Raw genomic sequence first — 21,663 nt, 5'->3', positions numbered from 1 at the left:
CTTCGACGCATATTATGACAAAGTTGTAATCTTGACCGTGACAACGAGACGTTTCACTGGCATTCGCACATCTCTGTTTGGACGCGGAACGTGCCGCGTTATCAACGTCTTTATGCCGCGAATGTGCACTTTTTGTTCTAGTTTCGGCCCGTTTCTTTTGCCTTTCGGGGTAGAATCATTACATTGGGCCGCATGACCATTGGACATGACGATATCCCCTTCTTTGACGAGGAGCCGGAGCACATCGCGCCGCGCCGTTCGGCGCCGGCTGCCGGCAGCACCGGCGGCGGCATCGCTGCCCGCGCCATGGCGGCACGCGATAGCGGCCGCCGGCCGGATTATCTCGCCGGCCTCAATCCGGAACAGACGGAAGCAGTCGAAACGCTTGACGGCCCCGTTCTGGTGCTTGCGGGCGCCGGCACTGGCAAGACGCGCGTGCTCACAACCCGCATCGCTCATATCCTCTCCACCAATCGCGCCTTCCCCAGCCAGATTCTCGCCGTCACCTTCACCAACAAGGCGGCCCGCGAGATGAAGGAGCGTATCGCGCTGCTCGTCGGCGGTGCCGTCGAAGGCATGCCCTGGCTCGGCACCTTCCACTCGATCGGCGTCAAGCTGTTGCGCCGTCATGCCGAGCTGGTCGGCCTCACCTCCAGCTTCACCATTCTCGATACCGACGATGTCGTCCGCCTGATCAAGCAGCTCATCCAGGCGGAAGGGCTCGACGACAAGCGCTGGCCGGCCAAGCAGTTCGCCGGCATGATCGACACTTGGAAGAACAAGGGCCTCAGCCCCGCCGATATTCCGGAAGGCGATGCCCGGGCCTTCGCCAACGGCAAGGGCCGCGAACTCTATGCCGCCTACCAGAACCGCCTGAAGACACTGAACGCCTGTGACTTCGGCGATCTTTTGCTCCATCCGATCAATATGTTCCGGCAGAATCCTGATATCCTCAAGGACTATCACCAGCGCTTCCGCTACATCCTGGTCGACGAGTATCAGGATACCAATACGGCGCAATATATGTGGCTTCGCCTGCTGGCGCAGAGGCAGAAGGGCGAGCCGCAGAATGTCTGCTGCGTCGGCGACGACGATCAGTCGATCTATGGCTGGCGCGGCGCCGAAGTGGACAACATCCTGCGCTTCGAGAAGGATTTTCCGGGCGCCAAGGTGATCAAGCTCGAGCGCAACTACCGCTCCACCGAGCATATTCTCGGTGCCGCCGCGCATCTGATCGCCCATAACGAAGGCCGGCTCGGCAAGACGCTGTTCACCGAACGCTCCGATCCCGACGACATCAAGGTGCAGGTGCATGCCTCCTGGGATTCCGAGGAGGAAGCACGCGCGATCGGCGAAGAGATCGAGCAGCTGCAGCGCAACAAGCACAATCTGAACGACATGGCGATCCTCGTGCGCGCCTCCTTCCAGATGCGCGAGTTCGAAGACCGTTTCGTCACGCTCGGCTTGAACTATCGCGTCGTCGGCGGCCCTCGCTTCTACGAGCGCCTCGAAATCCGCGATGCCATGGCCTATTTCCGTCTCGTCTGCCAGCCGGCCGACGACCTCGCCTTCGAGCGCATCATCAATACGCCGAAGCGCGGCCTCGGCGACACCACCGTTCGAGCGCTGCATGATTACGCCCGTGCGCGCGATATCCCGATGTTGGCGGCAGCGGCCGATATCATCGAGACGGATGAGATGAAGCCGAAGGCGCGCAAGGCGCTGTTCGATGTCGTGCAATCCTTCCGCCGCTGGCAGGGCCTGCTCGAAAACACCCCGCATACCGAGCTTGCCGAGCAGATCCTCGAAGAGTCCGGCTATACGGACATGTGGAAGAACGACAAATCGGCCGAAGCGCCTGGACGCCTGGAAAACCTGAAAGAGCTCATCCGCTCGATGGATAGTTTCGAATCCATGCGCGGCTTCCTCGAACACGTCGCCCTCGTCATGGATGCTGAGCAGAACGAAAATCTCGACGCCGTCTCCATCATGACGCTGCACTCGGCCAAGGGTCTGGAATTCGACACGGTGTTCCTGCCCGGCTGGGAGGAAGGCCTGTTCCCGCATCAGCGCTCGCTCGATGAAAGCGGCCGCGCCGGTCTCGAAGAAGAGCGTCGCCTCGCCTATGTCGGCATCACCCGCGCCAAGCGCCGCTGCCACATCTGGTTCGTCTCCAACCGCCGCATCCACGGCCTGTGGCAATCCACAATCCCCTCCCGCTTTCTCGACGAACTGCCGGATACGCATGTCCAGGTCGCCGAAGTCGAGCAATCCTATGGCGGGTATGGCCGCGGCGGTTACGGCCAGTCACGCTTCGACAAGGCCGATCCCTTCGCCAACACCTATTCCACGCCTGGATGGAAGCGTGCGCAGGCCAACCGCAACGATGCGACCCGCGACAACTGGGGCAGCCGCTCCGGCCACGCCGTCGAACGCATCGGCTACGGCGAAAGCGGCCCGAAAGTGCGCACCATCGACGGCGAGCTGGTGGCTAAATCCACCTCCACCGAACCCTCCAAATTCTCAATCGGCGACCGCGTCTTCCACATCAAGTTCGGCAACGGCAATGTCTCGGAGATCGAGGGCAACAAGCTGACCATCGAATTCGACCGCGCCGGGCAGAAAAGGGTGCTTGATGGGTTTGTGGAGCGGGTTTGATTAGGAGCCGACGTATGACTGGATCACAGCTTGAATTTGCGCTTTAGCTTTAAAGATATCTGTAGTCTGCGTAATATCAAACCGAGATCCAGCCTTTTCTGCATCGAAGATTGTTAGAAACTTAGTCTTGGAATTAAAATGTAATCTGACAATCGGTTTGCGATTATTGTCATCGAAATTGATACCACAGTAAGACTTTTGATCACGCATGACAATTCGAGAGACGTCTGCGAGTTCTGCTCCAATCGCGCGCACAATGTTGAACCCGTCAATCTCTTCTTGCGTCGTTTCTATACCATCCCCATCGTCGTTGATTTGAGTGACCGAATCTACGTCCTTTATCGTTGGAATATTCACGTTCTCATTGAACGCAGCACTCAATTTCTTTTGGATTTTTTGACGAACGAGATCTTCGAAGGCACGTTTTATTATCGGTTTAAACTCAGCAACGACTGCTGCAGTAAGCTTACCATCATGTATTTCCTTAGAGATGAGCCGAACGAATTCGTCATCGGGATCATTAAATTGCGCTTCTATACAGCTAATAGTCGCTTTCATCCGTTTCAGCGTACTAGCCGAACTTTTAATGTCTTCAATCGAAAATTTTTCTTTATGAAATTTCTCTAACTCTTTCAGATCATTATCATCATAGTCGAAAAGATCAAATTTAAAGAACGGATTACCATCAAGCTTATTGGGTGCATCAAGATCAGTAAAAAACCAGACTTGTATGCCGTTTGTGAGAATTGCAATTGAGCAATCGGTGGTCGAAAAATACCGATAAAGTTGGCTGTATTGCGCCTGCGAAAGATTCGCACTAACTGCCTTTGCTTCAAGAATAAATTCAATTCGGTCGTTTATTTTTACGGCATAATCGACCTTCTCTCCCTTTTTTAGGCCAACATCCGCTATAAATTCCGGTACAATCTGCGTGGGATCAAAAACATCGAAACCAAGTGTGCGCAAAAAGGGCATAACAAGGGCATTTTTTGTCGCCTCTTCAGTAAGAGCAATATTTTGCGCAGCAATTGCGCGCTTCGATAGTTCCGCAACTTGTTCCTTGAACGACATAATTAGCCCTCAAAATTCGATCCCCAAGTAAACAATATTATATTTGTCGCTGGATGCAATCGACGCGGGTGCATATTTTTGATTGAGTTTATTTTTTGCTGACTCGCCTCAGTTGATAGCTGATTTCTTATCATAGGAAAAAGCTGAGCTAATCTATCATACTTAGTTCTTAACCAATGCCGTCATCCTTGGACTTGACCCGAGAATCCACGCCCAAGAGTTCCGATCGAACGCATTGTATTGACCAATTAGTGAACGTAAATGCACGCAGATACTGGTGAAAAGCCGTTGGCCTGCCAATTTCATTTCCACAAACAACGAAGCCTGTGTCTGGATCCTCGGGTCAAGCCCGAGGATGACGCAGTGTGGGTTGCTGCTGGTGGCAAACGTGAGTACGGGCACTACGATCCGGCACCGATAGATCATCCGTATCCCTAGCCGCCCTTGACGCCCATCATTCCCATGCGCATCCTACACGCATAGGTGGATATACCTACATCATCACCAACCACAAGCGAGGTACGCTCTATATCGGCGTCACCGCCGATATAGAGCGCCGCATCTACGAACATCGTGAAGGCCTGACGCCTGGTTTGCTTGGAAATACGGGGCACGCGGTTGGTCTGGTATGAGGACCACGCCGACATCGTTTCAGCCATACAACGGGAAAAATCGCTGAAACGCTGGTATCGGCAGTGGAAGATCGAGCTGATCGAAAAGACAAATCCGAATTGGCGGGATTTATACTACGAGCTCTGGTAAAGCCTGACGCTCCCCCGGTCGCTTGCGCATCCCGGTCCTTCAGCCATAGCCCATAAATCCATCGCGGAAAAAGGATTGGCATTCGACTGGGACCGGCACGCCGTAAGAGGAAAGCCATCGCAAGACACAGATAGTCTGGCGATGGTGCCATTCGATATCGCGCTACTTCTGACGATAAAGGATCATACCGCCGTGATGAAGCACGTCGTCGATGAAATCTCCATCGGCGGTAAAGCCGGTATCGTCCCAGTAATCGATGTGATTGCCGCGAACCTCATAGCGCCCCTGATAGGCGCTCTCGCGCCGGCCGCGCGCTTCGTCATAGCGGCCGTTCGGCAGCAGATTGTGGCGCACATAACCATCGGCGGTAACCCACATGCCGACATAGGGATGACTTTGCTGGATGGTCGCGGATGCGTTGGATTTGTTGTTCATGGTAGCGTAAACCTTTGATGTAACGATAAATATGGCGCCGGCGGCAAGAGCCAGGGCGAAACTTCGGACCAAAGCCATCTCCGCCGCCTACGTGTTGGCCGTCGGACGCACGACGATCTCGTTGATGTCGACATCCTCGGGCTGTTCGATGGCAAAACGTACGGCGCGGGCAATGGCATCGGGTTTGAGAGCGATGGCGCGATAAGTCTTCATCGCTTCCGCCGCGATTGGATCGGTGATCGTATCGGCAAGCTCGCTTTCGACGACGCCGGGATGGATGCAGGTGACGCGCAGCGTCTTGTGCTCCTGCCGTAGTCCGTCCGAGATCGCCCGCACCGCATATTTCGTGGCGCAATAGACCGTCGCAGTCGGGGAGACCGCAAGCGCTCCGATCGACGCAATATTGATGATCTGGCCGGAGTTACGTCCAATCATCTCAGGCAAAACCGCAGCGATGCCGTACAGCACGCCCTTGATGTTGACATCGATCATCCTGTCCCATTCTTCCACCTTCAGCGATGCCATGAGGGAGAGCGGCATCACGCCGGCATTGTTGACGATGACATCGACGCGTCCCCATTTCTGCCGAGCGGCGCTGACGAAAGCCTCGAAGCTTCCGCGATCCGTCACATCGAGGGAATGGGCAAGCACGGTGCCGCCCGCCGCATGCAACTCGGCGGCCAGCGCTTCCAGACGTTCCACGCGCCTCGCACCCAGCGCCACTTTCGCGCCAGCGGCGGCAAGTTCGCGAGCAATGCCCTCCCCGATTCCACTCGAAGCGCCCGTGATCAGAATGACCTTATCCATCGGCATGACCTCATCCCTTCTCCGTGCATGTCATGAGGCCTTGACTGTAAGGATCGGTTATTGTTTCGATAAGCCGTCATCTCCTTGCCAAATTGGAAAGAAAAAATAACCAATGGAGCCAGATCTGAATGCGCTCGCCGTCTTCGCGCTCGTTGCGGAAGAACGGAGCTTTCGGGCGACAGCGACACGGCTCGGCGTGACCCGCTCCGCCGTCAGCCAGACGATTCGCCGCCTTGAGGAAAATCTCGGCATCGCGCTCGTGCTGCGCACGACACGCAGCGTCAGCCTCACGGAAGCCGGCGAGCGGCTCTATGAGAGGGTCGCTCCCGCCGTGGCGGAGATGCGCGCGGCGCTGGAGAAGACCGAGGCGCTGACAGAGCTTCCGCGCGGCCGCCTGCGGCTTGCGGTCTCCTCGATCGCCGAGCGCTTTCTGGCCGGGCCGCTCCTTGCCGGTTTCGTGCGTCAATATCCTGAGGTGGAGCTGGATATCACCGTCACGGACGAGGAATTCGACATCGTCGCGGAAGGCTACGACGCAGGCGTGCGGCTCGGAGAAGTCATCGCGCAGAATATGATCGCCGTGCCGGTCGCGGGCGCCGAGCGACAACTGGCTGTCTGCGCCCCATCCTATCGCGAGCGTTCCGGCGTGCCGTCACACCCGGCAGACCTTGCCGGGCATGCCTGCATCGGCTGGCGTCCTTCTCCGAAATCGGCGCCCTATCGCTGGGAGTTCGCCGAAGCGGGCAAGGAATTCAGCGTCGCGGTGCCGTCGACGATCACCACCAACGACATGGGCCTGATGATCAAGCTTGCCGTCGCCGGCGCCGGCATCTCCTTCGGGATGGAGGAAAGCTTTCGCCCCTTCATCGATCGCGGCGAACTGCTGCCGATTCTGGAGGATTACTGCCCCTATTTCGCGGGCTTCTATCTCTATTATCCGAGCCGGCGAAACACCGCTCCGAAGCTTCGCGCACTGATCGAGCATGTCAGGCGCTTTCCCGCCGGCGATGAAGCGCGCGAAAGCGGCAAACGAATGGGCTAAGCTCGTTTGCCACCTCGAGTGATGACCGATTCAATTGCGCCCGCCATTCGCGCGGATGACCTGGCCGTTGATCCAACCGCTTTGAACGCTGGCGAGAAACGACACGATCTGGGCGATCTCCTCCGGCAGGCCGAGACGGCCGAGCGGGATGTCGTTGATCAGCCGCTGGATCAGCGCCTCCGACCGTCCCCTGAACAACAACTCCGTGGCGATCGGCCCGGGCGCGACCGCATTGACCGTTACGCCCCGCGTGCCGAGTTCCTTGGCGAGCGTATGCGTCATGGCTTCCACACCTGCCTTCGTCGCTGCATAGACGCCGTTGCCTGGGGAGTAATGGCCGATGATGCTCGTTGACAGGTTGATGATGCGGCCACCATCCCGCACCCGGCTTGCCCCCTCACGCATTCCGTTGAACGTGCCTGTGAGGTTGACGGCAATCTGCTGCTGAAAATCCTCATCGCTCACTTCAGACAGGGGCGAGAATTTGCCGATCCCGGCATTGTTGACGAGCACGTCGACCTTGCCGAACTCGGCTTCGGCACGATCGAACAATGCCGTAACAGCCGAAGCATCGGCCACATCCGCACGGACCGCAATCGCACGGCCGCCCGTCGCTTCGATGCCGGAGACGATATCCCCAGCCTCACGGGAACTCGATGCATAGTTGACGACGGTCTGGAAACCATCGGCGGCAAGCTGCCTCGCAATGGCGGCGCCGATGCCCTTCGATGCTCCGGTCACGATTGCGGTTTTGATTTCGCTGGACATGCATTTGTCTCCATTTCTCTCTCCGGCCCGAACGGCAAGCGTCACGCAGGCACGCGCTTGCGAACACGCCGAGGGAATTCGATCCTCGGATCTCGCGGAAACACTTGTTTCGCTGAGCCTTGACCAGTAATATGAGCGATAATTCACTTTTTACTACTCGCATTCCACGGACATGTCCGAGAGCCTTCTGAAAAGCCGCCCCGCGCCGAGAAAAGCGCCGAAACAAGCCCGTTCGCTCGCGACCGTCGAGGCGATCGTCGAGGCTGCGGCTCGCATTTTGGAGGAGCGCGGCCATGAAGCCTTCTCCACCAATGCCGTGGCGGAAAGGGCCGGTGTCAGCGTCGGTTCGCTCTATCAGTATTTTCCGCGCAAGGACGCGCTGATCGGAGCGCTGATCCTCAGGGAAACGCGCCGCCTCGTCGAGGAGGCGGAAAGCGCAGCAGGCAAGCCCACCGGCAGGGAGGCTTTGTCAGCACTCATCCTCCCGTGTGTCGAGCAGCAACTTCGCCGGCCAGCTCTCGCCCGCCTGCTCGACTTCGAAGAAGCACGCCTGCCGTTGGATACCGCCACCGAAAGGGTGAAGATGCGTTTCTTCGAACTCACGCGTGCAGCGTTGCTGCGGCCGGACCTGCCGATGCAGGCTGACATCGATATCGCAAGCCGGGATGTGGTGGCGATCATCAAGGGAATGGTCGACGCCGCCGGAGAACATGGCGACGAAGACAAAAGCCAATTGACTCGCCGTGTACTGCGTGCCGTCCTCGGCTATCTGAACGGTGGCTGACCCGCCCGGGCGGATAGGCACCTAGGAAAACCTGATTGCTTTCCTCAACGTCTTCGCGATTGCAGCAAACCGCATTGCTGCATTGCAGAATCCGCATTCCTAGCAAGCTACCAATAATGATCCAATCGATTATATCGATTGAAGCGACTTCGGGATTCCGCGCTTCTTGCGGGTATCTCGGCAAGCCGCTGCCAGTCCTTCCGGCCCGTTCGGGCTTTTCGCCCGGGTCGAATCTCAAAGCCTGGCAACAACAAGAACCGAGGATAAAAAGTGGCTGGCTCAGCAACAAGCTCTGCGCCCACCAGCGCCCGTGCATCCGCACGCCAAGGCCAGGGCAATTACCAATTCGCGCTTATCGCACTCACCTCACTCTTTTTTATGTGGGGTTTCATCACTTGCCTGAACGATATTCTGGTCCCGCACCTCAAAAGCGTCTTTCAGCTCAATTACACCCAAGCGATGCTCATCCAGCTTTGCTTTTTCGGCGCATATTCCATCATATCGCTGCCGGCCGGCACGCTCGTAAAGCGCATCACCTACAAATGGGGCATCGTCGTCGGCCTCGCGATCGCAGCTGTCGGCTGTGCCCTGTTCATTCCGGCCGCCACTTACCGCGTCTACGCCCTGTTCCTCGGCGCGCTCTTCGTGCTCGCCACCGGCATCACGATCTTGCAGGTTGCCGCCAACCCCTATGTCACCGTGTTGGGACCTCCGGATACGGCTGCAAGCCGCCTGAACCTGACGCAGGCCTTCAACTCCCTTGGCACGACGATTGCCCCCTATTTCGGCGCGATGTTGATCCTGTCTGCCGCGACTGTTGCAGCCACCAACGCTACGCCGGAACAGCTCGACGCCATGCGGCTTGCCGAAGCCGGCGCGGTCAAATTCCCCTACCTGCTTCTTGCCGCAGCCTTCCTGGTGCTCGCCGCCGTCTTTGCCGCATTGAAGCTGCCCGAAGTCGAAGATGAGGAGACCATCGAGCCGATGCGCGGCGGCGGCTCCGCCTGGCAGTACCGCCATCTCGTGCTCGGCGCTGTCGGCATCTTTCTCTATGTCGGCGCCGAAGTCAGCGTCGGCAGTTTCCTGGTCAACTTCCTGAGTCAGCCGGATATCGCCCATCTCTCCGAGGCCGATGCCGCGCACTACGTCTCCTACTTCTGGGGCGGCGCAATGGTAGGACGCTTCATCGGTTCGCTGATCATGCGTCATATCGATGACGGCAAGGCGCTGGCGTTCAACGCTGCCGCGGTCATCATCCTGCTCGTGGTCACCGTGCTGACAACGGGCCATGTCGCCATGTGGTCGGTATTGGCGATCGGCCTGTTCAACTCGATCATGTTCCCGACGATCTTCAGCCTGGCACTGCACGGCCTCGGCAAATATACGAGCCGGGGCTCGGGCATTCTGTGCCTTGCCATCGTCGGCGGCGCGATCCTGCCTGTTATCCAGGGCGGCCTTGCCGATACGATCGGTATTCACCTCGCCTTCCTGATGCCGATCATCTGCTACGTCTACATCGCCTTTTACGGGCTCAAGGGCCACAAGCCGGCCTGAAACTGACTGAGCCTTGCGCTCCGCCGGTTTTCCAAGCGGAGCGCAAGGGGCTTGATCCGAGGCACACCGCTTGGCATCGTGCGGCGCAACAAAACGGGAAGGACAGGCCTCATGAAAGCGCTGCTGCTCATCGACATCCAGAATGGCTTCTGCCCCGGCGGAAATCTCCCCGTGCCGGATGGGGATCAAGTCGTGCCCATCGCCAACAAACTCATCGACAGCGGCAAATACGATCTGATCGTCGCTTCGCAGGACTGGCATCCGGCCGGCCACGGCAGCTTCGCCTCCTCCCATCCCGGCAAGAAACCCTTCGAAATCGGCACGCTTTCGGGCAAACCGCAGATGATGTGGCCAGACCATTGCATCCAGAACACCAAGGATGCCGAGTTCCACCCTGGCCTCCATCTCGATGACGTCGATTTCATCCAGCAGAAGGGCCAGAATCCCGCAGTCGACAGCTATTCCGCCTTCCGTGACAATGATCAGGCAGCCCTTACCGGACTGGCGGCTTACCTGCGCGACAAAGGCGTCACCGATCTCGATCTTTGCGGGCTGGCAACGGATTATTGCGTGAAGTTCTCCGCGGTCGACGCCGTCGAGATGCTACCCAATGTCACCGTCCGCTTCATTGAGGATGCGAGCCGCGGCATCGATCCTGCCGGCGTCGCTGCGGCAATCGACGACATGCGAGCCCGCGGCGTTGCCGTGATCAGCAGCAAGGATGCGCTTGCGTAAAATCGCGCGAGCCCAGCTAAACCTTCTCTAAACAAAATGGTGCAAGCTAATACCGATCAATAGGATATCGGGACTCTTAGCGTGCAGTCTATTGTCATCAACGGGCGCTTCCTCGGCCAGCCTTTGTCCGGCGTGCAACGCTTCGCGCGCGAACTGACGCTGTCACTCGATCGCAAGATCTCCTCGGGTGCTCTGCCCGCCTCGCTGAAAGGCACGCGCTGGCGTCTGGCCGTACCGCGCAACACGCCCATCGATATCAGGCTCTCGGCAATAGAAATCGATCGCTTCGGCTCCGGCCCTGGGCATATATGGGAGCAGACATCGCTGCTTTCACACTCGCGCGGCAGCCGGCTCATCGGCTTCGGCGGCAGCGGCCCGCTCCTTCATCGCCGCCAGGCGGTCGTCATCCATGACGTGACGATCTTCCGCCATCCACAATCCTTCAAGCGCAGCTACCGCCTGCTGCATGGTGCGCTCGGCACAGTGCTGACGCGCACCGCCAAGATCGGTACCGTTTCCGAATTCTCGCGGCAGGAGCTCGCCTCCGTATTCCGTGTTCCCTCAGGCGGCATCGACGTCGTCTATAATGCCGTCGATCATTATGCCACGATCGAGCCGGACGAGGCCGTGATGCAGCGGCTTGGTCTGAAGACGAACGGCTTCTTCCTTCTTGTGGGAACAATGAAACCCAACAAGAACCTCGATTTCGCCATCCGCGCTTTCGAGGCGCTGAAAGATGACAACCAGAAGCTCGTGGTCGTCGGCGGCTCCGCGCCGACCGTCTTCAAATCGGATGACCAGCAGTCAAACGGCAGCATGCTCTTTCCAGGCAGGCTTACGGACGCTGAGATCGCCGCTCTGGAGCGACATGCCACTGCCTTCGTCTTCCCGAGCCTCTATGAAGGTTTCGGCATACCGCCACTGGAAGCGATGACGCAGGGTTGTCCGGTGCTCGCTGCTGATATCCCCGCCGTGCGCGAGGCATCGGGCGACGCCGCGCTCTACTTCGACCCATTCCGACAGGATGAACTCGTTGCCGGCATGAGGCGGATCGCGACGGACAATGTATTGCGCCAGGATCTGCGCCGGCGCGGCCATGAGAATGTCACCCGCTTCTCCTGGGATGCCAGCGCCGACCGCGTGCTCTCTATTCTCGAAGATCTCTGAGAGACTTCAGGATCGGTTCTGCGGCCGGAACATGGTAACGAAGTAGCTATAGAGGCCGAGCAGGCAAAAGAGCGTGCCGCCGACCACGCCAAGCGACACCGATATCCAGAGCGAATAACCAAAGCCAGCCGTCGCCAGCACCGGCACCGCCAGCCCGATGGCGGAGAAGACGACCGGCGGCCAGACAAAATCAAAGGAAAGAGACGCCATCACCTTCACGCCAATCGCCATGGCGCACACGGCGCCGATCATGCCGCCGGCCATGAGCGCGGCATCGCTGTGGGAACCGAGGTAACCGCCGGCCAGCGTGCCGGCATTCAGCAGCACGCAGTCCAGCACCGCGAGAAGGAAGATCATCAGCAGCCGGTGCTGCAGATGCGCTGGCGTCGGCATCATGTTGGCGGTCAAGGCGCGGCATGTCGCAAGACCGATGACGAAGGGAGCAACGGCAAGAAATTCATGGCGCAAACCGGAGGCAATGACCAATTGGCCGACGGGCTGCAGCACCGCGAAGATACCCGCGGCAGTCATGAGCGTAAGGCCGGTAAGCAGCGAATAATATTCCCCGAGTTGCCTGGCAAAGGCAGGCGTTGCCCCGTCGCGATCAAAGGTATTGACGACATCGGGATATTGAATGGCCTGCAGGGCGGAGACGATGAGTACGAAGGGCCGCTGCAACAGATCGAGCGCCAGCAGCGCACCGGCCGCAGCTCCCGCTCCCAACGTGGCCGTGAGAATAGATTTCAATCCCAACGGCGTCAGCATGCCGATAACGGAGGCACTGGCCGCAACGCTGCCATAGACGAAGTGCTTGCGAAGCAGCGATGGCTGGAATGGTGCTGCCTCGCGCAAGCTGCTGCGGGTCAGAAAGAGCGCCAGAAGACCGTAAGCGCCGTAGCCCGCCATCAGGCCGATGACAGTACATGTGAAGGTCGGGGCAACGGCGGCACCTGCGAGCGTGCCGGCTGCGAGAATGGTGGCGCGCGAGCCCTGCAGCCGCGAAAAGGCGCGAAATTCCTGGCGGAAGCGCAGCATGGTGAGGTGCAGGTCGCTGCCGCCCTGGAAGATCGCGACCAGACCGCCAAGCACGGCAATCTCCGCCGAGACGGAAAAGAAGATCGAAGCACAAGCAGCAATCAGGCAGATCGCCGAGCAGGCCGCAAATTCCACGGTCAGCGCCTTGCGCTCCAATGCCTCGTTTCCCGGACCCTGCCCCGGATAGAAGCGGCTGCAGGCAAAGCGAACCCATTCGAAACAGAAAATCGCCGCGAACTGGCTGATCGAGATGAACAGCGAATAGGCCGCGTAGTCCGCCGGAGCCAGCAGATGCGCCACCACGATCAGCAGCCCGAAGGCAACCGCCGCCTGATAGAAATATGCAGCCAATGCCACGATCTTCGCCATGACTGCAGCTAACAGAAAAAGATTGAGGAAAGCGCTAATCCCGAAGGGGCAATTGCAGCATTCGATAGCGCGACCGCGCGTGATGGGCCGCTTCTGAAAACAGGCGGGCATTTCATTCCTGAAAAACCTGCTCGCAACATCAGGCGAACGGTACGGGCTATCTCCTGCTCGCCTCTTCCCTCATCCAGGCAATGACCTTCTCGAGGGCTGCGGATTTGCGATAACGAGGCCAGACGAGGTAGAAATCGGATGGACCGCTTAGCGACCCCTGGATAACCTGCGTCAAACGACCTTCCACCATATCTCGCGCCACGAAATCACGGTTGGCGAGGACGATTCCCTGCCCTGCGATCGCCGCTTCGATGGCATGCGATGTCTGGTTGAAGCTGATCCCTTTATAGGAGGCGTGAGCCGCCCGCCCGAAATGCTTGTCGATGAATTCGGGCCAGGAATTATGGGCGTCATGGAGAAGCGCGTAGTCGGCGAGCTCCTCTGCAGTCCTCGGCAGCTTTCGGTCCTGCAGCAACGCCGGGCTGCAAACGGCGATGATCTCTTGTTCGAAGAGCAGTTCGGTCGCCAATCCCGGCCCGAAAGGTGGTCGCCCGTAGCGCACTGCAAGATCCACTCCGTCCGCCTGAAAGCCCGACATGCGTTCCGTCGCCAGGATATGAAGATCGAGATCGGGATGACGAGCCGTAAAATCCGGCAGGCGCGGAATCAGCCATTTCGAAGCGAATGTCGGCGTGGTGCTGATGGTGAGCCTGACGGGTTGCGGCTCGAGATTGCCGGTTGCCTGAGCGATAATTTCAAAGGCGCGCCTGATATCGGCGATGTAGCCCCGCCCTTCGCCCGTCAGCAACAAAGACCGCGGCATCCGCTCGAACAGCTTTACGCCCAGCTCGGCTTCCAGCCCGCGAACCTGCTGCGCAACGGCACCCTGCGTAACCCCGAGCTCCTCGGCCGCCAGCCTGAAGCTGCGATGGCGTGCAGCCACTTCGAATGCCTTCAGGCCGTTCAGAGAGGGAAGTTTACCGGGCGAGCCGTTCATGCGATAGTTTTTCTACTGGCAAATGGGAATTTATCTGCTTCGCTCTCGCGCGGCGATGATGATATTTCATCGGTAATTTCGAAGCAATCGGTTCCAGTGGAACGAGATGAAGGAGGAAGCACCTATGTCGATAGAAAAAGTGGCCGTAATCACGGCGGGCGGCAGCGGTATGGGCGCCGAAAGCGCCAGACGGCTTGCGGCCGATGGCTTCCGTGTCGCCATCCTTTCCTCCTCCGGAAAGGGTGAGGCGTTGGCTCAGGAACTTGGAGGCATCGGCGTTACCGGCTCCAACCAGTCCAACGACGATCTCAAGCGCCTGGTCGATGCGACGATGGAAAAATGGCGGCGCATCGATGTGCTGGTCAACAGCGCCGGCCACGGTCCGCGCGCCCCGATCCTCGAGGTCACCGACGAGCAATGGCACACCGGCCTCGACGTCTATCTCATGAACGTCATCCGTCCGACACGCCTCATAGCCCCCATCATGCAGAAGCAGAAATCCGGCGCGATCATCAACATTTCCACGGCATGGGCATTCGAGCCGTCGCCAATGTTCCCCACTTCGGGGGTATTCCGGGCTGGCCTTGCCTCCTATACGAAGATTTTCGCCGACACCTACGCCGCCGACAATGTGCGGATGAATAACGTCCTGCCCGGCTGGATCGACAGCCTGCCGGCGACCGAAGAACGCCGCGACAGCGTGCCGATGCGGCGTTATGGCACCAGCGCCGAGATCGCCGCCACCGTCGCCTTCCTGGCCTCCGATGGCGCTGGCTACATCACCGGCCAGAACCTCAAGGTTGACGGCGGCCTGACCCGTTCGGTCTGAATTCTGGCTAAATCGAGCTCATGCCGCGTTCGTTCCCTCGGATGATGTTCCCGAGAACGGCAATGAAATCAGATCGAGCCAGCCTCAAGCAACGGTATCCTCCCGGCGGTGCCTGCTGCCCTTGAATTGCCTTTTTGCACCGCACACGTTAGAAGGGCCCGCAAAAAGGGATGAAACGGGCAGTGTAAGGCGGCGCTGCCTCGGGAGGAGTGCCACGATGGACGTCATCAACACGATAGCGGCCCTGCGCGAAAGGCTTGCCGAACACCTTAGGGCTGGCAGGCGCATCGGCCTTGTGCCGACCATGGGCTATCTGCATGCCGGCCATATGGAGCTTGTCTCCCGTGCAAAGGCCGAGAACGACGTCGTCGTCACCTCCATTTTCGTCAACCCGCTACAGTTCGGCGCCAATGAGGATCTGGCGAAATATCCGCGCGATCTCGAACGCGACAGCGCCATGCTGCGCGACGCCGGCGTCGATTATCTCTTCGCACCTGGCGTGACGGATATGTATCCGCGTCCGATGGAAACCGTCGTCGACGTGCCGAAGCTCGGTGCGGAGCTGGAGGGCGCGGTTCGCCCGGGCCACTTCGCCGGCGTTGCCACAGTCGTCACCAAGCTCTTCAACATCGTCCAGCCCGACAGCGCCTATTTCGGCGAGAAGGACTACCAACAGGTAGCGATCATCCGCCGCATGGTCGAGGACCTGGCGCAGCCCGTTCGTATCGTGCCGGTGCCGACTGTCCGCGACGTGGATGGCCTGGCCCTCTCCTCGCGCAACGTCTATCTCTCGAAAGAGGAACGCGCCGCAGCCACCATCGTCCCTCAAGCATTGGCGGAGGCCGAAAGGCTCTACGATCTCGGGGCGGATAACCCCGCAGCGCTCGAGGAAGCCCTGCGCACCTTCATGGAAAAAGAGCCGCTGGCGACAGTGGAAGTCGCCGCCGTTCGTCATCCCGATACATTGGAGCCGCTAACGACCTTGCAGGGACAACCTATCCTCATCGCGCTTTTCGTGCGCATCGGCACCACCCGCCTGCTCGACAACCGGGTCATCGGCCGCAAGCCGTCAAACAACGAAAAGGCTGCCTGAGATGAGCACTGTCGGACACACCAAGCGCATCACGCCCGCTGCGATCGAAGCGATGAAGGGCCAGCGTCCGATCGTCAGCCTGACGGCCTATACGACGCCGATTGCCCGCCTGCTCGATCCGCATTGCGACCTGCTGCTGGTCGGTGATTCCCTTGGCATGGTGCTCTACGGCATGGACACGACCGTCGGCGTCACGCTTGATATGATGATCGCCCATGGCCAAGCCGTCATACGCGGCACCAAGCATGCCTGCGTCATCGTCGATCTGCCCTTCGGCTCCTACCAGGAATCGAAGGAACAGGCCTTCCGCAGTGCTGCACGCATCCTGAAGGAAACCGGCTGCGATGGCGTGAAGCTGGAGGGCGGCGAGGAAATGGCTGAAACCGTGGCGTTCCTTACCTCTCGGGGTATTCCGGTCTTCGGCCATGTCGGACTGATGCCGCAGCAGGTGAACACGACCGGCGGCTACCGCTCTCTCGGCCGCTCGGACAAGGAAGCCGACAAGATCCGGCGCGATGCCAAGGCGATCTCGGCGGCCGGCGCTTTCGCCATGGTGATCGAAGGCACGATCGAGCCGCTCGCCCGCGAGATCACCGCCGCAGTTGCCATTCCCACCATCGGCATCGGCGCATCCGCCGCCTGCGATGGGCAGATCCTCGTTTCCGACGACATGCTCGGCCTGTTCAACGATTTCAAGCCGCGCTTCGTCAAGCATTTCGCGGAGCTGGCGCCCATGGTCTCGAAGGCGGCCGAAGCCTATGCCGAGGAAGTGAAGGCCCGCACATTCCCCGCGCTGGAACATACGTTCCAGCCGAAGAAATGAGGCGCATCAGCTCTTGGCGGGTTCCTTCTCCAGCAGATAGATCGCCTCGCCGAAATCCTCCATCTTGCTCATCAGCGCAGCATGAGCATCCCGCAGACCCTGATTGTAATAATACGGCCCGATCTCGGCGGTGAAGAAATCGAGCAGGAATTCAGCGGGCAAGGTGCCGAGCGTCTGATCCAGCTCGTCGGCGAAATAGCGCTGAAGGCGTGCAACCATCGCTGCCTTCTCCTCCTTCGAAAAGGTGATCTTCTTCATCTTTCCATCTCTCATTTTGCGAGCGGTCTCAAAACGCTGGATCAAGGAAATCAATTGATCCATCAAGGAAATTCAATTGCTGGTTCGGGGCACACAGCTTACACGTCCCGCTATTGAATAGCGCGGAAGCAAATGCGCAAGGGTGCAACGTCGTCGTACCTCTTGCAGGATCCGTGCCCTCGACACCGCATCCGGAGCAAAACCGGTTTTCCATAAAGGATAGAGCGGACCATGAGTCGCGCGGAATTTCTTGACGGGTTGAAGGGCGGCATTCCCGTCGGTCTTGCCGCAGTGCCCTTCGGTGCTCTGTTCGGCGCGCTGGCGCGCGACCAGGGCATGTCCCTTGGCGAACTGACCCTGATGAGCGGGACCGTCTATGCCGGCGCCAGCCAGATGGTGGGAATTGATCTCTTCGGCCACAATGTTCAGGCCTGGCTCATCGTGCTGTCGATCCTCGCCGTGAACTTCCGCCATGTGCTCTACTCGGCGGCGATCGCCCGCTATATCAGGCACTTTTCTGCGGTGGAGAAGTTCTTCACCTTCTTCCTGCTGGTCGATCCGCAATTTGCCGAGACGATCAAGCGCCATGAAAGCGGCAAGCCGGTGACCTTCGCCTGGTACATCGGCTTTGCCGCAGTGATCTATGTTCCCTGGGTGGTGGTGAGCCTGATCGGCGGCCTGCTCGGCAGCCTGATCGGCGATCCCAAAGCCATCGGTCTCGATATCCTGCTGCCGGTCTATTTCCTCGGCATCGTCATGGGCTTTCGCACGCGAGACAATTTCCTGCCTGTTGTCGCCGTCAGCGCAGTCGCATCAACCATCGCCTATCGCTATGTCGGCTCGCCCTGGCATGTCAGCATCGGCGCATTGGCGGGCGTCGCGCTTGCGGCAATGCTGCCGCCGGTAAAGGCGAATCGCAAGCCTGATATCGCGCACGAAAGCCACGAGGTCTGACCATGTTCGATTTCAATTCGCATATGGTTTTGCTCATTCTGGCCGCAGCCGTGGTGACCTTCCTGACGCGCATCGGCGGCTATATCCTGATCGTCAAGATGACCCGCATTCCGCCACACGTCGAGGCGGCGCTGAATGCCGTACCCGCCGCCGTGCTGACAACCCTCGTCGCACCCGCCTTCTTCATCGGCGGCTGGGACACAAAGGTGGCGATGCTTGCCGCCCTTCTCGTCGGACTGCGCTATCCGTCGACCTATATGCTGGTCGCAGGATGGGTGGTCGTCATGGCGTGGCGCCATTCCATAGGCGCTTGAGAGGGACCCCATCCCTTTTTCCAGTTGGGATGAGGTCCGTATTTCTCAATGGCTGAGCTCGAGCGTGGCATTTTCCAGCCACGCCCGTATGTCGTGATCATGAATCAGCGGCATCAGCGCCTCGCGCGTCCTAGCGTGATAATCGTTCAACCAGTTTAGCTCTTCATGCGTCAGCAGCTCGACAAGCACCAGGCTGCGATCGATAGGGCAGAAAGTGAGCGTCTCAAAGCCCAACATCGGCATGTCACCGCCCTCGATCTCCTCCGGATCGCGGATGTAGATCAGATTTTCGATGCGGATGCCGAAATGACCCGGACGGTAATAGCCGGGTTCGTTGGAAAGAATCATCCCGGGAAGCAGTTCCTGCACGGCAAGGCGCGCAATGCGCTGCGGGCCTTCATGGACGGAGAGATAGGAGCCGACGCCGTGGCCCGTGCCATGCGCGAAATCAACGCCCGCCTTCCAGAGCGCGATGCGCGCCAGCGGATCGAGATCGCAGCCGCGCGTGCCCTTCGGGAAGCGCGCCGTGCTGATGGCGATCATCCCCTTCAGGACAAGCGTGAAGAGGCGCTTCTGCTCTTCGGAAACCGCGCCAATACCGACAGTGCGCGTAATGTCGGTCGTGCCGTTGATATATTGCGCGCCCGAATCGATCAGGAACAGCTCGCCTGCCTGGATCCGCCGGTCGCTCGCCGTGGTCACGCGGTAATGCATGATGGCCGCGTGCTCGCCGGCACCCGAGATCGTGTCGAAGGAGATGTCCTTCAGCGGGTTCTGCATGCTTTCGCCGATGCGGGCGCGGCAGGCTTCCAGCCGTTCCGCCGCGGCGATTTCCGTCACCGTTCCAGGCTTGCTTGTCTCCAGCCAGTAAAGGAACTCGACCATGGCGGCGCCATCCTGCAGGTGGGCAGCCGCAGAGCCGTTGATTTCGGCAGCATTCTTGCAGGCGCGCGGCAGCTTGGCGGGATCATTGCCCTCCACGACCTCTCCACCTTCACGACGGATGATGTCGGTCAGAGCGTAGGAGGCAAGATCCGGATCGACCAGGATTCGCCCACCATTCGCTGCCGCAGCGGCGAGACGCTTTGTAAGTCCGGACGGCGGCAGCTGCTTGCAGATCTGTGTGAGATAAGCTTCCGCTTCCACCTTGGTCTTGCGCTTGTCGAGGAAGAGTTCGGCCTCACCCGCCGCATAGATGATGGCGCGCGCCAGGGGATGTGGCGTGTGCGGCACGTCGCTGCCGCGGATATTTAAGATCCAGGCGACAGAAGACGGATCGGTAATCAGCGCCGCCTTGAGATTCTTTTCCTTGAGGCCGTTTGCAATCGTCGCAAGCTTGTCCTTGGCGAGGATACCGGCCTGAGCGATGTTCTGAATGATAACATTGCCCAACGGCTCGGGTGGCCGGTCCGTCCAGAGCCTGTCGAGCGGATTGTGGGGCAGGAAGACGAGCTTGCCGTCGATCTCGGCCAGCGCCTTTTCCAGACGGCGTACTTCGGCACCCGTATGCAGCCACGGATCGATACCGAGCCGGAAACCTTTCTTTGCATGACGCGGCAGCCAGACATGCGGCGGCTCGTTCACCAGATCGCCTCCGGTAAAGACGCTGCGGTCCACCTGTTCGGCAAGCTGCGTCACATACCGGCCATCCACAAAGATCACGGCGTGGGAGTGTGTGATAAGCGCAACACCTGCCGATCCTGTGAAGCCGGTGAGCCATGCGAGACGCTCCGAGCATTTGGGTACGTACTCGCCTTGATACTCGTCGGCACGTGGCACGAGGAAGCCATCAATGCCGAGATCGCTGAAGGCAGCGCGCAAACCGGCAACACGCTCGCGACCGAATTGCGGGGTGGAAGTGACGTCGAAAGACTGAAACATGAGCAGATCCGAGACTGGTGGAGATTCCGTGAAACTGAATATTGCCAGTATGTTAGAGCATCACGATCGGAAGTGCGATGTGATTTTCGATCCCTGAGACGATATGCGCGATTACCGCAACCTCGCACCACATGAGAGCAGTTTATCCCACCTCTGCCCGTTAACGAATCCGCCCATTTCATGAGCATCGGCGTTTGAATATGACAACTTCACGGCAGGAAATATGCATATCGTGCATAGCTCCCATGAAGCTGCCCCCCTGCCACTCCGGCGAGCGAGTCGCTATATCCGCCGCATCAAACGGGGTTCACGAGGAACCCGAACGAACCAAGGACTTGAAGACAATGCCTATCACCCGCTCAGCATATGTTAGCCCGGCGCTGGCTGGCGAGCGTCGCACCGTACGCCATTCCGTCGGCTCGCTTCGTCAGCTCGAAGTCGAAACCGCAAAGGCAATCGGCGCAAGCCGCGGCGGTCGCCGCTAAGAAGTTTAAGAGCTACGCGTTCTATATCGATCGCAATCCGGTTCTCCTCCTCCCTCCCGGATCGCAGTCGGAACGCTTAGAGCCCGCTTGAGCACTCCTCCTCCACACGCTCGCGGGCAAGATCGGTGAAAGCTGATCTCAAGGCGGTGCTTCGGCACCGCCTTTTTTATATCGATAAATAAACCTCCACCTACGGTGGAGGACTGGACGAGTTCTACACGGTAGTTGAGAGACCTCCTGCTTGAACCGCTGGGGTGGCCCAGACTTCGAACAAGGAGGTTTTATGGATGAGCAAACGCTCTCGCATGCGACGTGGGACTGCAAGTATCACATTGTTTTTGGCAGCAAATACCGCACGAAAAGACTTTACGGGGACGTGCGGCGTGAGTTGGGAGAACTCTTGCGTCGGCTGGCACAGCAGAAAGGCTGCCAGATCGAGGAGGGTCATCTGATGCCCGACCATGTGCATATGTTGATCTCGATCCCGCCGAAATACTCGGTTTCGCATATTGTCGGCTTCTTGAAGGGCAAGACGGCCCTTTACGTAGCGAACAAATATGCGCGCAAGCGCCGCTACAAAGGGTATCACTTTTGGGCACGCGGGTATTTCGTATCGACGACGGGCTATAACGAGCAGGTCGTCAGACAATATATCCGTAATCAGGAAAAGGCCGACAAAGCTTCCGACTTTGCCGACCTCTTCAATCGTAGCTACTAAGCGCTAACAATACCGCTTCTAGCGGTTCAAGCGCAGCGTTTCAAACCTCCACCTCTGGTGGAGGTCATGACTT

General features: G+C 59.0%; 21 protein-coding genes and 1 pseudogene. 14 read left to right on the top strand and 8 right to left on the bottom strand.

Annotated features, from left to right (window positions below; all coding sequences use genetic code 11):
* Positions 1-192: 192 nt before the first annotated feature.
* A complete protein-coding gene (locus tag DQ393_RS22195; RefSeq protein ID WP_112344057.1) occupies positions 193-2,658 on the top strand; it encodes an ATP-dependent helicase in 2,466 nt (821 codons plus the stop codon).
* Here the strand turns inward: DQ393_RS22195 and DQ393_RS22190 are convergent, their stop codons facing one another.
* Entirely contained in the window at positions 2,659-3,729 is a 1,071-nt protein-coding gene (locus DQ393_RS22190; RefSeq protein ID WP_112343880.1) for a type I restriction endonuclease, read from the bottom strand. It abuts the gene before it with no gap.
* A gap of 479 nt (positions 3,730-4,208) precedes the next feature.
* Between DQ393_RS22190 and DQ393_RS22185 the strand changes: the two are divergent.
* Positions 4,209-4,491: pseudogene (locus DQ393_RS22185) on the top strand (GIY-YIG nuclease family protein).
* Positions 4,492-4,653: 162 nt separating this feature from the next.
* Here the strand turns inward: DQ393_RS22185 and DQ393_RS22180 are convergent.
* Positions 4,654-4,926, bottom strand: coding sequence for an Atu4866 domain-containing protein (locus DQ393_RS22180; protein WP_112344056.1), 273 nt, complete (start codon positions 4,924-4,926; stop codon positions 4,654-4,656).
* A gap of 87 nt (positions 4,927-5,013) precedes the next feature.
* Positions 5,014-5,739 (bottom strand): SDR family oxidoreductase, encoded by a 726-nt coding sequence (locus DQ393_RS22175; protein WP_112343879.1) that lies wholly within the window; start codon positions 5,737-5,739, stop codon positions 5,014-5,016.
* A gap of 106 nt (positions 5,740-5,845) precedes the next feature.
* Here DQ393_RS22175 and DQ393_RS22170 point away from each other — a divergent pair, with 106 nt between their 5' ends.
* Positions 5,846-6,775, top strand: a complete 930-nt coding sequence (locus DQ393_RS22170; protein ID WP_112343878.1) for a LysR substrate-binding domain-containing protein — start codon at positions 5,846-5,848, stop codon at positions 6,773-6,775.
* A gap of 30 nt (positions 6,776-6,805) precedes the next feature.
* Here the strand turns inward: DQ393_RS22170 and DQ393_RS22165 are convergent, their stop codons facing one another.
* Complete coding sequence (locus DQ393_RS22165) at positions 6,806-7,543, bottom strand: SDR family oxidoreductase (RefSeq protein WP_112343877.1); 738 nt, start codon at positions 7,541-7,543, stop codon at positions 6,806-6,808.
* Positions 7,544-7,715: 172 nt separating this feature from the next.
* On the opposite strand from DQ393_RS22165, the gene DQ393_RS22160 reads away from it, so the two are divergent.
* The 4 genes from DQ393_RS22160 to DQ393_RS22145 all read left to right on the top strand — a co-directional run bounded on the left by DQ393_RS22160 (position 7,716) and on the right by DQ393_RS22145 (position 11,783).
* A complete protein-coding gene (locus DQ393_RS22160) occupies positions 7,716-8,327 on the top strand; it encodes a TetR/AcrR family transcriptional regulator (RefSeq protein ID WP_112343876.1) in 612 nt (203 codons plus the stop codon).
* A 270-nt stretch (positions 8,328-8,597) separates the two neighbouring features.
* Positions 8,598-9,881, top strand: coding sequence for a sugar MFS transporter (locus tag DQ393_RS22155; RefSeq protein ID WP_112343875.1), 1,284 nt, complete (start codon positions 8,598-8,600; stop codon positions 9,879-9,881).
* A 111-nt stretch (positions 9,882-9,992) separates the two neighbouring features.
* Positions 9,993-10,616, top strand: coding sequence for a bifunctional nicotinamidase/pyrazinamidase (gene pncA, locus DQ393_RS22150; protein ID WP_112343874.1), 624 nt, complete (start codon positions 9,993-9,995; stop codon positions 10,614-10,616).
* An 81-nt stretch (positions 10,617-10,697) separates the two neighbouring features.
* Positions 10,698-11,783: a glycosyltransferase family 4 protein gene (locus DQ393_RS22145; RefSeq protein ID WP_112343873.1), complete on the top strand. Its 1,086-nt coding sequence runs from the start codon at positions 10,698-10,700 to the stop codon at positions 11,781-11,783.
* A 6-nt stretch (positions 11,784-11,789) separates the two neighbouring features.
* Here DQ393_RS22145 and DQ393_RS22140 read toward each other — a convergent pair whose 3' ends face one another.
* Positions 11,790-13,175, bottom strand: coding sequence for a hypothetical protein (locus DQ393_RS22140; RefSeq protein WP_245430427.1), 1,386 nt, complete (start codon positions 13,173-13,175; stop codon positions 11,790-11,792).
* Positions 13,176-13,344: 169 nt separating this feature from the next.
* Positions 13,345-14,235: a transcriptional regulator GcvA gene (gcvA, locus tag DQ393_RS22135; protein ID WP_112343872.1), complete on the bottom strand. Its 891-nt coding sequence runs from the start codon at positions 14,233-14,235 to the stop codon at positions 13,345-13,347.
* A 124-nt stretch (positions 14,236-14,359) separates the two neighbouring features.
* Here gcvA and DQ393_RS22130 point away from each other — a divergent pair, with 124 nt between their 5' ends.
* The 3 genes from DQ393_RS22130 (at position 14,360) to panB (ending at position 16,980) form a co-directional block, all read left to right on the top strand.
* Positions 14,360-15,064, top strand: coding sequence for an SDR family oxidoreductase (locus DQ393_RS22130; RefSeq protein WP_112343871.1), 705 nt, complete (start codon positions 14,360-14,362; stop codon positions 15,062-15,064).
* Positions 15,065-15,281: 217 nt separating this feature from the next.
* Positions 15,282-16,157 (top strand): pantoate--beta-alanine ligase, encoded by an 876-nt coding sequence (gene panC, locus DQ393_RS22125; protein ID WP_112343870.1) that lies wholly within the window; start codon positions 15,282-15,284, stop codon positions 16,155-16,157.
* A gap of 1 nt (position 16,158) precedes the next feature.
* A complete protein-coding gene (gene panB, locus DQ393_RS22120; RefSeq protein ID WP_112343869.1) occupies positions 16,159-16,980 on the top strand; it encodes a 3-methyl-2-oxobutanoate hydroxymethyltransferase in 822 nt (273 codons plus the stop codon).
* A 6-nt stretch (positions 16,981-16,986) separates the two neighbouring features.
* Here panB and DQ393_RS22115 read toward each other — a convergent pair whose 3' ends face one another.
* Positions 16,987-17,238 carry a DUF2164 domain-containing protein gene (locus DQ393_RS22115; protein WP_112344054.1) on the bottom strand — a complete coding sequence of 84 codons (252 nt, stop codon included), beginning with the start codon at positions 17,236-17,238 and terminating at the stop codon, positions 16,987-16,989.
* Positions 17,239-17,469: 231 nt separating this feature from the next.
* Between DQ393_RS22115 and DQ393_RS22110 the strand changes: the two genes are divergently transcribed.
* Both DQ393_RS22110 and DQ393_RS22105 read left to right on the top strand, forming a co-directional pair.
* Complete coding sequence (locus DQ393_RS22110; protein ID WP_112343868.1) at positions 17,470-18,192, top strand: AzlC family ABC transporter permease; 723 nt, start codon at positions 17,470-17,472, stop codon at positions 18,190-18,192.
* A gap of 2 nt (positions 18,193-18,194) precedes the next feature.
* On the top strand, positions 18,195-18,506 hold the full coding sequence (locus DQ393_RS22105) for an AzlD family protein (RefSeq protein WP_112343867.1): 312 nt from the start codon (positions 18,195-18,197) through the stop codon (positions 18,504-18,506).
* A gap of 45 nt (positions 18,507-18,551) precedes the next feature.
* On the opposite strand, the gene DQ393_RS22100 is transcribed toward DQ393_RS22105, so the two are convergent.
* Positions 18,552-20,387 carry an aminopeptidase P family protein gene (locus tag DQ393_RS22100; RefSeq protein ID WP_112343866.1) on the bottom strand — a complete coding sequence of 612 codons (1,836 nt, stop codon included), beginning with the start codon at positions 20,385-20,387 and terminating at the stop codon, positions 18,552-18,554.
* A gap of 344 nt (positions 20,388-20,731) precedes the next feature.
* Between DQ393_RS22100 and DQ393_RS33515 the strand changes: the two genes are divergently transcribed.
* Together DQ393_RS33515 and tnpA are read left to right on the top strand one after the other, a co-directional pair.
* Positions 20,732-20,872, top strand: a complete 141-nt coding sequence (locus DQ393_RS33515) for a hypothetical protein (protein ID WP_169644998.1) — start codon at positions 20,732-20,734, stop codon at positions 20,870-20,872.
* A 283-nt stretch (positions 20,873-21,155) separates the two neighbouring features.
* Positions 21,156-21,590, top strand: a complete 435-nt coding sequence (gene tnpA, locus DQ393_RS22095; protein WP_112340015.1) for an IS200/IS605 family transposase — start codon at positions 21,156-21,158, stop codon at positions 21,588-21,590.
* Positions 21,591-21,663 lie beyond the last annotated feature (73 nt).

This window comes from Martinezella tropici, from assembly GCF_003287875.1.
Classification (GTDB): domain Bacteria; phylum Pseudomonadota; class Alphaproteobacteria; order Rhizobiales; family Rhizobiaceae; genus Rhizobium; species Rhizobium tropici_C.
Note: the sequence above shows the minus strand (reverse complement) of the source record. Positions and strands in the feature narration are given on the sequence as shown.

What these genes read in the sequence shown, in the direction of transcription:
- DQ393_RS22175 (WP_112343879.1), bottom strand. Translation starts at nt 5,739, where the DNA reads ATGCCGATGGATAAGGTCATTCTGATCACGGGCGCTTCGAGTGGAATC.
- DQ393_RS22105 (WP_112343867.1), top strand. Translation starts at nt 18,195, where the DNA reads ATGTTCGATTTCAATTCGCATATGGTTTTGCTCATTCTGGCCGCAGCC.
- DQ393_RS22170 (WP_112343878.1), top strand. Translation starts at nt 5,846, where the DNA reads ATGGAGCCAGATCTGAATGCGCTCGCCGTCTTCGCGCTCGTTGCGGAA.
- DQ393_RS22165 (WP_112343877.1), bottom strand. Translation starts at nt 7,543, where the DNA reads ATGTCCAGCGAAATCAAAACCGCAATCGTGACCGGAGCATCGAAGGGC.
- DQ393_RS22110 (WP_112343868.1), top strand. Translation starts at nt 17,470, where the DNA reads ATGAGTCGCGCGGAATTTCTTGACGGGTTGAAGGGCGGCATTCCCGTC.
- gcvA (WP_112343872.1), bottom strand. Translation starts at nt 14,235, where the DNA reads ATGAACGGCTCGCCCGGTAAACTTCCCTCTCTGAACGGCCTGAAGGCA.
- DQ393_RS22190 (WP_112343880.1), bottom strand. Translation starts at nt 3,729, where the DNA reads ATGTCGTTCAAGGAACAAGTTGCGGAACTATCGAAGCGCGCAATTGCT.
- DQ393_RS33515 (WP_169644998.1), top strand. Translation starts at nt 20,732, where the DNA reads ATGCCTATCACCCGCTCAGCATATGTTAGCCCGGCGCTGGCTGGCGAG.
- pncA (WP_112343874.1), top strand. Translation starts at nt 9,993, where the DNA reads ATGAAAGCGCTGCTGCTCATCGACATCCAGAATGGCTTCTGCCCCGGC.
- DQ393_RS22180 (WP_112344056.1), bottom strand. Translation starts at nt 4,926, where the DNA reads ATGAACAACAAATCCAACGCATCCGCGACCATCCAGCAAAGTCATCCC.
- DQ393_RS22160 (WP_112343876.1), top strand. Translation starts at nt 7,716, where the DNA reads ATGTCCGAGAGCCTTCTGAAAAGCCGCCCCGCGCCGAGAAAAGCGCCG.
- panB (WP_112343869.1), top strand. Translation starts at nt 16,159, where the DNA reads ATGAGCACTGTCGGACACACCAAGCGCATCACGCCCGCTGCGATCGAA.
- DQ393_RS22115 (WP_112344054.1), bottom strand. Translation starts at nt 17,238, where the DNA reads ATGAAGAAGATCACCTTTTCGAAGGAGGAGAAGGCAGCGATGGTTGCA.
- DQ393_RS22100 (WP_112343866.1), bottom strand. Translation starts at nt 20,387, where the DNA reads ATGTTTCAGTCTTTCGACGTCACTTCCACCCCGCAATTCGGTCGCGAG.
- tnpA (WP_112340015.1), top strand. Translation starts at nt 21,156, where the DNA reads ATGGATGAGCAAACGCTCTCGCATGCGACGTGGGACTGCAAGTATCAC.
- DQ393_RS22195 (WP_112344057.1), top strand. Translation starts at nt 193, where the DNA reads ATGACCATTGGACATGACGATATCCCCTTCTTTGACGAGGAGCCGGAG.
- DQ393_RS22130 (WP_112343871.1), top strand. Translation starts at nt 14,360, where the DNA reads ATGTCGATAGAAAAAGTGGCCGTAATCACGGCGGGCGGCAGCGGTATG.
- panC (WP_112343870.1), top strand. Translation starts at nt 15,282, where the DNA reads ATGGACGTCATCAACACGATAGCGGCCCTGCGCGAAAGGCTTGCCGAA.